This is a genomic window from Mesorhizobium sp. CA12 (assembly GCF_020165255.1).
Lineage (GTDB): Bacteria > Pseudomonadota > Alphaproteobacteria > Rhizobiales > Rhizobiaceae > Mesorhizobium.
Map to the genome: position 1 here is coordinate 1 of NZ_JAIUHT010000033.1, position 11,041 is coordinate 11,041.

Sequence of the window (11,041 nt, forward strand, 5' to 3'; positions counted from 1 at the left end):
GACTATACCGACAGCATCACGGTGGCCACCGCGGACGGCACCAGCAAGGTGCTCACCGTCACCATCCACGGCACCAATGACGCGGCGGTGATCACCGGCACCAGCAGCGGTTCGGTGACCGAGGACGCCGTGCTGACCGTAAACGGTGCTCTGACCGTCAACGACCCTGACGCAGGCCAGAGTTCGTTCCAGGTGCACAACGGCAGCAATCCGATCGCGGGCACATACGGGTCATTGACCATCGATGCCGCCGGCAACTGGGTCTATACGCTCAACAATGGCGCCGCCAACGTTCAGGCGCTGACCTCCGCGGACCATCCGCATGATCAGATTCATGTAACGTCGGCCGATGGCACGGACCACGTCATCGACATCACGGTGAATGGTGCCGACGAGCCTGTGACCAACCATGCGCCGAGCGCCCCGGTTTTCGTCCCAAGCTCGGCGCCATCGGCGGATGGACAGGCTCCGAGCCTAGGCTCGTTTGTTTCGACCGATCCCGATGCTCAGGACACCGTCACATTCACGAGCACTTTCACGCCCGGCCTCAACAGCAATGGCTCGGTCTCCGTTGCCAGCAACGGCTCGCTGATTGTCAACGTGCCTACGGGGCAGACACTGAACGGGACGCTCACAGTTACCGCGACCGACAACCATGCCGCTTCCTCATCGCCGCTAACTTTCAATGTCTGGATCGGCAACGGCAGCAGCGGCGGAAGCGGGGATGACGGAATCGTTCTCAGCAGCACGAACCCCAACATCGCGGACGGTCGTGCCGGCGCCGACGGGCTGACAGGCTCCAGCGGCGTCGACTACATCTTCGGCGGAAGCGGCAACGATACGATCAAGGGCCTTGGCGGCGCCGACTGGTTGAGCGGCGGAGCCGGGGACGATCATTTCCGGTTCGAGGCGGTGAGCGAGTCAACCCATGCGGCCTTCGACACCATTCTCGATTTCCAGCACTGGACGGGCGTGTCGAGTCACGACTTCATCGACTTTGCGAGCACCCTTGGCCTAACGGCAACAGGCACGGTCTCGGGTGGAAATCTGGCTGCTCATACCGTTGCCTGGCAGAGCGACGGGAGTGGCAACACGATCGTCTATGCCAATACCGGAACCTCGGCCGAGAGTGTGGCGGGCGGAGCCCACATCATTGAAATCCATCTGATGGGGGTATCCACGCTCACTGCCAACGACTTCAACCTGAGCGCCTGAAAAGTGACAGAGGGCGGCAGATAAGATGATGCAAGGCCTCTCTCCCCTAAAGCTTGCTCTCTCCCGCTGCCGCGGCGGTTTCGCCGCGGTGGCGGGGTTCAGCTTCGTCATCAACCTGCTCGTGCTCTCGACCTCGATCTACATGCTGCAGGTCTATGATCGCGTGCTGACGGGACGCAGCGTGGAAACGCTCGTCTATCTGACGCTGATTACGACGGCGGCGCTGGCTGCAATGGGCGCGCTCGAATTCTTCCGCTCCCGGTTGCTGGTGCAGCTCGGCACCTGGATCGACCGCATGCTGTCGCCGCAGGTGCTGGGCCGCGGGCTTGAGAACGCGTTGCGCGGCTCCTCCTACCGCACCGAGGCGCTGCGCGACCTCGCCACGTTGCGCGGCTATCTTGGCGGCGGCGGCATCATGGCGCTGTTCGACGCGCCATGGATGCCGCTCTATCTCGGCTTCGTCTTCCTGCTGCATCCCCTGCTCGGACTTCTGGCGCTGGGCGGTGCGATCATCTTGTTCGGCCTCGCCCTTGCCAACAACGCGCTGACGGCCAACACGCTCAAGCAGGCCAACGCCGCTTCCGCGCGCGCCTACCAAGCGGCGGATGCCGGTTTCCGCAATGCCGAAGTCATCGACGGGATGGGCATGGGCGGGGTGCTCGCCCGGCGTTGGGACGCGGCCAATGCGTCCGTGCTCGCGCTGCAGACAACTGCCAGCGACTGGGCCGGCCTGATCAATGCATTCACCAAGCCGTTCCGGATGTTCCTGCAGGTCGCGGTGCTGGGGCTCGGCGCCTGGCTGTCGCTGCGCCACGAAGTCTCGCCCGGCGCCATGATCGCGGCGTCAATCATCATGTCGCGCGCGCTCGCGCCGGTCGAGCAGGCTATCGCCACCTGGAAGCAGACCACCGCGGCGCGCGAGGCCTGGCGCCGGCTGGACCGGCTGTTCGAGACTCCGTCGCTGCGCCCGCCGGGGATGGAATTGCCGCGTCCCCAGGGGCAGCTCTCGGTCGACGCCGTCACATATATGCCGGCTGGCGCAAAGGAGCCCGTGCTCAGGAACCTCTCCTTCGCCGTGCCGCCGGGCCAGGTGCTTGCGGTGATCGGGCCGTCGGCCGCCGGCAAGTCGACGCTTGCCCGCCTGATCGTCGGCATGCTTTCGCCGCAGCAGGGGCGGGTTCGGCTCGACAGTGTCGACGTGTTTGCCTGGAACCGCGCCGATTTCGGCTCCTATGTGGGCTATCTCCCCCAGGACGTCGAACTCTTTCCCGGAACCGTCCGCGAGAACATCGCCCGCATGGAGCAAGGCGATCCGGCCGAGATCGTGGCCGCCGCCCGGATGGCGGGCGTGCACGAGATGATCCTCAGGCTCCCAAATGGCTATGATACCGAGATAGGCGAGCAGGGTTCGGTGCTCTCCGGGGGGCAGCGCCAGCGCATAGGGCTTGCCAGGGCGCTCTATCGCCGTCCGGCGCTGCTGGTGTTGGACGAGCCGAACTCCAATCTCGATGCCGTCGGCGAGGAAGCCCTGAACCAGGCGATTGCCGCGATGAAGGAGGCAGGTTCGACCGTGGTGATCGTCGCCCATCGCCCGTCGCTGATGGTGAACGTCGACTGCGTCCTGGTGCTAAACGAAGGCCAGTCGCAGATGTTCGGCCCGCGCGACGGCGTGCTTGCGCAACTGCGCCGTCCCGAGCAGCAGTCCGCCTCGCCGCAGGTTCGGGTCGTGAGCTCCGAAAGGACCGGATCGTGACGGAAGCTACCTTGTCGTTGGAAATGCCGCCGCCACCGCCCGCCTGGCCGGCGGTGAGCGCCCATGTCTTCGGCGGCCTGGCCGTCATCGGCCTGCTGTTCGGCGGCTTCGGCCTCTGGGCAGCCACCGCGCCGCTGACGAGCGCGGCGGTCGCGCCCGGGGTGGTGAAGGTCGACAGCAACCGCAAGACCGTACAGCACCTGGAAGGCGGCATCATCCGGGAAATCCTGGTCCGGGAAGGAGACCAGGTCAGGCAGGGCCAGATACTGGTCCGCCTCGACGGGCTCGACGCGGAATCCGACCGCGATGCCGTGCGCGGTGAACTCGATGCGGCGCTCGCCGGCGAAGCCCGCCTGATCGCGCAGCGCGACGGCCTGAGCACGATTCCGTTCCCGGCAGACCTGTCGGCCCGGCGAAGCGAACCGACCGTCGCCGAGGCACTTGCCGGTCAGGAGCGCATTTTCCGCGACCAGGCCAAGGTTCAGGCGTCGGAGGTCGAGGTCTGGCAGCAGCGGATCGCCCAGTACCATGCCCAGATGTCGGCGCTCGCTGCGAGAGTTGCGGCCTTCGAGATCCAGTTGCCGTCTCTGCGGGAAGAGTTGGCCGACGCCCGCACGCTTCTCAAGAAAGGCTATGGGGTGAAGTCCCGCGTGCTCCAGCTCGAACGGCAGATCATCGCAGCACAAGGCGAGGCTGAGTCGAACCGTGGGAACATAGAAAGCCTGCGGCAGCAGATCGCCGAGGCCAATGCGCAGATCGACAATGGCCGGCTTTCGTACATCAAGAAGGCGGCTGAGGACCTTCGTGACATCCAGACCAAACGCTCCGAGCTCGAAAAGGCGCTTCAGAAGACCGACGCGCGCGCGGCGCGCCGCGATGTCGTTGCGCCGGAAGATGGGGCGGTGATGAACCTTCGATATTTCACGCCGGGCGGAGTTGTACCTCCCGGCGGGATTATTCTCGATCTCGTTCCCGATCAGGACAAGATGGTGCTGGACGTCAAGCTTCAGCCCCTGGATATCGATATCGTCCGCCCCGGTCTGCCGGCGACGGTGCGGCTGGTCGCCTATAAGCAGAGAACCACGCCCACGGTGAAGGGCGCCCTTACCCGTGTTTCGGCCGACGCAGAGATCGACGAGCGCAGCGGCGCGACTTTTTTCCGGGGGACCGTCGAGGTGGGCGCCGATGAGCTTAAGAAGCTTCCGCAAGTGAAGCTATATCCGGGAATGCCGGTGGAGGTCTCCGTTGTTACAGGCAAGCGAACCATGCTCGAGTATCTCTTCCAGCCGGTCGCCGACAGTTTTGCTCACGCCTTCAGAGAGGAGTGAGAAAGGCGGCCAACCTCCCTTGGCCGCAACACAGGGTTGGGCGCGATAGCGCAGCAGTTCATTCATTGGGGGCGCTTGCGATCCACCCCAGTCGATTGCCGCATTGCACAATTCCGCCCGGCCTGCACAATAGGCGCATGTCCGCCGGTTCGTTGACCATCCTTGTTATCGACGAGAACCGCATCCGTGCCTCGATCATCGAGGCCGGATTGCGGGACGCCGGCCATCGCCATGTCACGGTCGTCCATGACGTCGCCGGCATCGCCCGGCGCATCGCCGAGATCGAGCCGGACGTCATCGTCATCGATCTCGAAAATCCCAACCGCGACATGCTGGAGAACATGTTCCAGCTGTCGCGCGTGGTGAAGCGGCCGATCGCGATGTTCGTCGACCGCTCCGACCAGGCCTCGATCGAAGCAGCCGTCGATGCCGGTGTATCCGCTTATGTGGTCGACGGGCTGAAGAAGGAACGCATCAAGCCGATCCTCGACATGGCGATCAGCCGGTTCAATGCTTTCTCGCGTATGGCGCGCGAACTGGAGGAGGCGCGCAGCGAGCTCGAGAACCGCAAGGTCATCGACCGGGCCAAGGGCATATTGATGAAGTCGCGGGGCTTAAGCGAGGAGGCGGCCTATGCGCTGCTGCGCAAGACCGCCATGAACCAGAACCGCAAGATCGCCGACATCGCCCAGAGCCTGGTGACGGCGGCGGGATTGCTGGGACCGCTGGAGGGCGAATGAGCATGTCGGCAGCGCATCAGATCACCGCCGGCTTCATGCCGCTCTTCGACAGCGCCGTCCTGGTCGCAGCCGGCGAGATGGGCTTTGCCGCGCTCGAGGGCATCGAGCTCAAGCTGCATCGCGAGACCTCCTGGGCCAATATCCGCGACCGCATCGCCATCGGCCACTTCGATGTCGCCCATATGCTCGGGCCGATGCCGCTCGCCTGCAGCCTCGGCCTCACGCCGCTTGCTTCCGAGACCATCGTGCCGTTCTCGCTCGGGCTCGGCGGCAACTGCGTCACTGTTTCCAATGCGGTGTGGCAAGGCATGGCGGCGCATGGCGCAGCACCTGACCTCGATCCGGCGCGCGCCGGAGCAGCGCTCGGCGCACTGATCCGCGAGCGGGCGGCCGCCGGCCGCGAACCGCTGCGTTTCGCCGTCGTGCATCCGCATTCCGGGCACAATTATGAGCTGCGCTACTGGCTCGCCGCCTGCGGCGTCGATCCCGACCGCGACATCGAGATTGTCATCGTGCCGCCGCCCTTCATGGCCGATGCATTGGCCGCCGGCCGCATCGACGGCTATTGCGTCGGCGAGCCCTGGAACAGCGCCGCCGTCGCGGCGGGCACCGGCCACATCGTCACCGTGAAGGCGCTGCTGTGGCGCAACAGCCCGGAAAAGGTGATCGGCGTGCGCAAGATGTGGGCCGAACAGAACCCGGACGCGCTGGCGGCGCTGCTGAGGGCGCTGCATCATTCCGCCCGCTGGTGTCAGGACCCGGCACACCGCGGTGAGCTGGCGGCGCTGATGGCGCGGCCCGACTTTCTTGGCCAGCCGGAGGCGATCCAGATGCCGGCCCTGACCGGGCAGCTTCAACTTGGCGGGGGCGCGGCACGGCGCGTCGAGGATTTCTTCCTGCCCTTCGACAAGGCGGCCAACTTTCCCTGGAAGAGCCATGCGCTCTGGTTCTACACGCAGATGGTGCGTTGGGGGCAGTTGCCGCATACGCCGCAAAACCTCGCCATCGCCCGCGACTGTTATCGGCCCGATCTCTACCGCGCGGCGTTGAGGCCGCTTGGCGTCGCATTGCCAGGCGCCAATGCCAAGGTGGAGGGCGCGCTGAGGATGGCAACGCCGGTCGGCTCCGCGGGCGCAAGCCTGGTCCTTGGCCCCGACGGATTTTTCGACGGCCAGATCTTCGATCCGGACCGGATAGACGCCTATATTGCCGGCCAGCGGCGCGCCTGATCATTTGCGCGCCATTCTTGTGCATTGCACAAAATTTATGCGCAATGCCTGTGCCATTGATCAATGTTTGACCGCGTCGCCGCTCGGCCCGGTTGAAGGTCAAAACTCCCACTGCATTGATTTTCCTTGAAATTCAGCTTTCGAGCGAAACTGGCACGCTTCGTGCTTTGAAATAATCGAGCCCGTTCGCGGGCAATGGAACAGGCGTCCAATGGCGGGCGCCCCAGGCAAAGCTGCCGCTCAGGTCAATGCGCGATCCCGGATGTACGGACGCGCGAGGCTTGGACGGCGGCTTTTTTCGTTTTGGACCGGAGACGACGATGACCAAACGGATCGCAACAACATTGCTCAAGGATTTCACCCGTCGCGATTTCCTGGCGAGCAGCGCGCTGACCGCGGCGCTCTTTGCTGCCGCGCTCCTGCTGTTTCCCGCCAATCACCAAACCGAAGGCAAAAGCCCGCAAGTGACCGCGCAAGTCCCGGCCTCGCCCCGCTGACCGATGCCACGCCTCTGATCAACACAACGAGCGGCGCCTCCCACGCCGCAAACCGGAGCTCAAGATGACCGCAAACCTCCCAGCCGCGCCCAGCCAGGACAGTGCTTCAAGGCAGGCGCTCGTGATGTCCACCATCGCCTTCACCGTGTGCTTTGCGGTGTGGACGATCTTTTCCATCATCGGCGTGCGCATCAAACAGGAACTCGGCCTGAACGAGACCGAGTTCGGCCTGCTCGTCGGCACGCCGATCCTGACCGGCTCACTCGTGCGCATGGTGCTCGGTGTCTGGACAGACCGCTATGGCGGACGCCTGGTCTACACAGCGACCATGCTCGCCGCGGCGATCGCGACCTTCCTGCTCGCTTTCGCCCACACCTACGGTCAGATGCTGCTTGCGGCCCTCGGCGTCGGCCTTGCCGGCGGCTCCTTTGCCGTCGGCGTCGCCTATGTCTCGCGCTTCTTCCCGGCTGGACAACAAGGCACCGCGCTCGGCATTTTCGGCGTCGGCAATGTCGGCGCCGCTGTCACCAAGTTCCTGGCGCCCTTCGTGCTGCTCGCCTGGGGCTGGCAGTCGGTGGCGTTGATCTGGGCCGCGGCGCTGGTCGTCATGGCCGCCATCTTCTGGTTCACCACCGGCGACGATCCGGTCATCCGCGAGCGCCGCGCCGGCAAGGCGGCGCCGGCAAGAAGCTTCTGGCAGGAATTCGCGCCGCTGAAGAACCTGAGGGTCTGGCGCTTCGCGTTCTATTATTTCTTCTCCTTCGGCGCGTTCGTGGCGCTGTCGCTCTGGCTGCCGCGCTACCTGATCGGCGTGTACGGTTTCGGCATCGCCACCGCCGGGATGATCGGCGCCGCCTATTCGATCCCCGCCAGCATCTTCCGCGCCTATGGCGGCGTGCTTTCCGACCGCATCGGCGCCCGCACCGTGCTCTACTGGACCTTCAGCGTCTGTGCCGTCGCGACACTCGTTCTGTCTCTCCCCTCGGCAGACTATGTCGTGCGCGGCATCGGCGGGCCGATCCCCTTCCATTTCGAGATCGGCCCGCTCGCCTTCATCGGCGTCGCCTGCGTGCTCGGCTTTTTCATGAGCCTCGGCAAGGCGGCCGTCTACAAGCACATCCCCGCCTACTATCCGCAGAGCGTCGGCGCGGTCGGCGGCGTGGTCGGCATGATCGGCGGGCTCGGCGGCTTCATCCTGCCGATCGCCTTCGGCGCGCTGAACGATCTCACCGGGGTCTGGTCGAGCTGTTTCATGCTGCTCTTCCTCATCGTCGTCTCCTGCCTGGTCTGGATGCACGTCACCATCCGCCGGATGGAGCGCGCCGCCGCCGTCAACAACGCATCCCTTTCCTACGCCGCCGAATAGATCGGAGCAGAGCGACATGACCGAGAAACTCGTCATCATCGGCAACGGCATGGCGCCGGGCAGGATGCTGGAGCACCTGCTGGAAGCCGCGCCCGACCGCTACGCCGTGACCATCTTCAACGCCGAACCGCGCGTGAACTACGACCGCATCATGCTGTCGCCGGTGCTTTCGGGCGAGAAGGCGTTCGAGGAAATCGTCATCCATGGCGACGGCTGGTACATCAAGCACGGCATCACCCTCTACAAGGGTCACCGGATCGTCGCCATCGACAGGGAGGCCAAGACCGTCACCTCGGACCACGGCGTCACCGAGAGCTACGACAGGCTGGTCATCGCCACCGGCTCGGTTCCCTTCATCATTCCGGTTCCGGGCAAGGAATTGCCCGGCGTGCTCAGCTACCGCGATCTCGACGACGTCAACGCCATGCTGCTTGCCGCGCAGTCGCGCGCCAAAGCGGTCGTCATCGGCGGCGGCCTGCTCGGCCTAGAAGCCGCGGCCGGCCTGAAAGAGCGCGGCATGGACGTCACCGTGCTGCACGTCATGCCGACGCTGATGGAACGCCAGCTCGATCCCGCCGCCGGCTACCTTTTGCAGAAAGCCGTCGAGGCGCGCGGCATCAAGGTCATGACCAAGGCCAACACCAAGGCCATTGTCGGCAACGGCAAGGTCGAGGGTGTCGAGCTTATGGACGGCACGATCATTCCGGCGACGCTGGTGGTGATGGCGGTCGGCATCCGGCCGAGCACCGCTTTAGCCAAGGAGGCTGGGCTCGAGGTCAATCGCGGCATCGTCGTCGACGACCGCATGCGGACTTCCGACCCCGCCATCATGGCGCTCGGCGAATGCGCCGAAGTCGGCGGCCATGTTTACGGGCTGGTCGCGCCTCTCTACGAGATGGCACGGGTGGTGGCAGCCAAACTGACGGACAGTGAGGACAGGCACTTCGTCCACTCCGATACGCCGACCAAGCTCAAGGTCACCGGCATCGACCTTTATTCGCTGGGCGACTTCGCCGACGGCGACGACCGCGAGGAGATCATCCTGCGCGACGCGTCGGCCGGCATCTACAAACGTGTGGTGCTGCAGGACAACCGCATCATCGGCACCGTCTTGTTCGGCGAGACGGCCGACGGCGCGTGGTTCAACGACCTCAAGAAGAAGGCGACCGACATATCGGAGATGCGCGACACGCTGATCTTCGGCCAGGCGTTCCAGGGAGGCGTTTCCTCGGACCCTTTGGCGGCCGTTGCGGCACTGGCGGATGATGCGGAAATCTGCGGCTGCAACGGCGTCTGCAAGGGCAAGATCACCGGCGCGATCACGGCCAAGGGGCTGACCGGCCTCGACGACGTGCGCGCCCACACCAAGGCCTCGGCCTCGTGCGGCTCGTGCACGGGTCTCGTCGAGCAACTGCTGAAACTCACGCTGGGCGAGGCTTACAATCCGGCGGCGGTGCAGCCCATGTGCGGCTGCACGAGCCTCGGCCATGACGATGTGCGGCGTCTGATCAAGGCGAAGGGCCTGAAGACGATCCCCGCCGTCATGCAAGAGCTGGAGTGGAAGACCTCCTGCGGCTGCGCAAAATGCCGGCCGGCGCTCAACTACTATCTCGTCTGCGATTGGCCGGACCAATATGCCGACGACTACCAGTCGCGCTTCATCAACGAGCGCGCGCACGCCAACATCCAGAAGGACGGCACCTATTCAGTGGTGCCGCGCATGTGGGGCGGGGTCACCAGCGCCGGCGAATTGCGCGCCATCGCCGACGTGGTCGACAAGTTCGATATCCCGATGGTCAAGGTGACGGGCGGCCAGCGCATCGACATGCTTGGCATCCGCAAGGAAGACCTGCCGGCGGTATGGGCCGATCTCGGCAAGGCGGGCTTCGTCTCCGGACATGCTTATGCTAAGGGCCTGCGCACGGTGAAGACCTGCGTCGGCTCGGACTGGTGCCGCTTCGGCACGCAGGATTCGACCGGGCTCGGCATCCGTATCGAGAAGTTCATGTGGGGTTCCTGGACGCCGGCCAAGGTGAAGATGGCGGTGTCGGGATGCCCGCGCAACTGCGCGGAAGCGACCTGCAAGGATGTCGGCGTGGTGTGCGTCGACTCTGGCTACGAGATCCACTTCGCGGGCGCCGCCGGCCTCGACATCAAGGGCACGGAAGTGCTGGGGCTGGTGAAGACCGAGGACGAGGCGCTGGAGGCGATCGTGGCGCTCGTCCAGATGTATCGCGAGCAGGCCCGCTATCTGGAGCGCATCTACAAATGGGCCAAGCGGATCGGCACCGCCGAGATCAAGAAGCAGATCCTGGACGATGCCGAGCGCCGCAGGACGCTCTTCGACCGCTTCGTCTTCAGCCAAAAATTCGCCCAGGTCGATCCGTGGTCGGAGCGCGTCTCCGGCAAGGACAAGCATGAGTTCAGGCCGATGGCGTCGGTCGGGTTCGCGGAGGCGGCGGAGTGACCAATATGAACTGGATCGCCATCGGCTCCATCACCGATATTCCGCCGCGCGGTGCGCGTTGCGTTGCGACACCGCAAGGCAAGGTCGCCGTCTTTCGCACGGCAGACGACAAGGTGTTTGCCATCGACGACCACTGCCCGCACAAGGGCGGGCCGCTCAGCCAGGGCATCGTCCATGGCGCTGCCGTGACTTGCCCGCTGCACAATTGGGTGATCTCGCTGGAGACAGGCAAGGCGCTTGGCGCCGACGAAGGCTCGGTCCGGACTATCCCGGTCAAGGTCGAGGGCGAACGGTTGTTCATCGCGCTCGAGGCGCTGGCCTCGAAAGCGGCCTGAGGCATGCAAGAAGCACGCGAGGTGAGGACCACCTGCCCCTATTGCGGGGTGGGCTGCGGCGTGCTCGCCGAGGTCGCCGCGGCCGGCCCGACGCCCGTGCGCGGCGCCCCC

Annotated in this window: 10 protein-coding genes; all 10 read left to right on the top strand. The window is 65.0% G+C overall.

The features are described 5' to 3' along the window. Positions 1-1,215, top strand: a 1,215-nt coding sequence (locus tag LB520_RS28945; protein ID WP_224640204.1) for a VCBS domain-containing protein, incomplete at its 5' end; no start/stop codon positions are given. A 25-nt stretch (positions 1,216-1,240) separates the two neighbouring features. Further along, entirely contained in the window at positions 1,241-2,968 is a 1,728-nt protein-coding gene (locus LB520_RS28950) for a type I secretion system permease/ATPase (protein ID WP_224640205.1), read from the top strand. After that, positions 2,965-4,296, top strand: a complete 1,332-nt coding sequence (locus LB520_RS28955; RefSeq protein WP_224640206.1) for an HlyD family type I secretion periplasmic adaptor subunit — start codon at positions 2,965-2,967, stop codon at positions 4,294-4,296. Before LB520_RS28950 ends, LB520_RS28955 begins: the two co-directional genes overlap by 4 nt. Positions 4,297-4,433: 137 nt before the next feature. Further along, positions 4,434-5,036, top strand: a complete 603-nt coding sequence (locus tag LB520_RS28960) for an ANTAR domain-containing response regulator (RefSeq protein ID WP_140727844.1) — start codon at positions 4,434-4,436, stop codon at positions 5,034-5,036. Between the two features lie 2 nt (positions 5,037-5,038). Continuing rightward, positions 5,039-6,265, top strand: coding sequence for a CmpA/NrtA family ABC transporter substrate-binding protein (locus LB520_RS28965; protein ID WP_224626926.1), 1,227 nt, complete (start codon positions 5,039-5,041; stop codon positions 6,263-6,265). A 281-nt stretch (positions 6,266-6,546) separates the two neighbouring features. Next, positions 6,547-6,762 carry a twin-arginine translocation signal domain-containing protein gene (locus LB520_RS28970; protein ID WP_224640207.1) on the top strand — a complete coding sequence of 72 codons (216 nt, stop codon included), beginning with the start codon at positions 6,547-6,549 and terminating at the stop codon, positions 6,760-6,762. Positions 6,763-6,826: 64 nt separating this feature from the next. Next, complete coding sequence (locus LB520_RS28975; RefSeq protein ID WP_224640208.1) at positions 6,827-8,128, top strand: MFS transporter; 1,302 nt, start codon at positions 6,827-6,829, stop codon at positions 8,126-8,128. 16 nt (positions 8,129-8,144) lie between these two features. Beyond that, positions 8,145-10,595: a nitrite reductase large subunit NirB gene (nirB, locus tag LB520_RS28980; protein WP_224640209.1), complete on the top strand. Its 2,451-nt coding sequence runs from the start codon at positions 8,145-8,147 to the stop codon at positions 10,593-10,595. A 5-nt stretch (positions 10,596-10,600) separates the two neighbouring features. Continuing rightward, on the top strand, positions 10,601-10,930 hold the full coding sequence (gene nirD / locus LB520_RS28985; RefSeq protein WP_140846331.1) for a nitrite reductase small subunit NirD: 330 nt from the start codon (positions 10,601-10,603) through the stop codon (positions 10,928-10,930). Between the two features lie 3 nt (positions 10,931-10,933). Beyond that, the coding region (locus LB520_RS29445; RefSeq protein WP_224640210.1) for a hypothetical protein at positions 10,934-11,041 on the top strand (108 nt) is incomplete at its 3' end.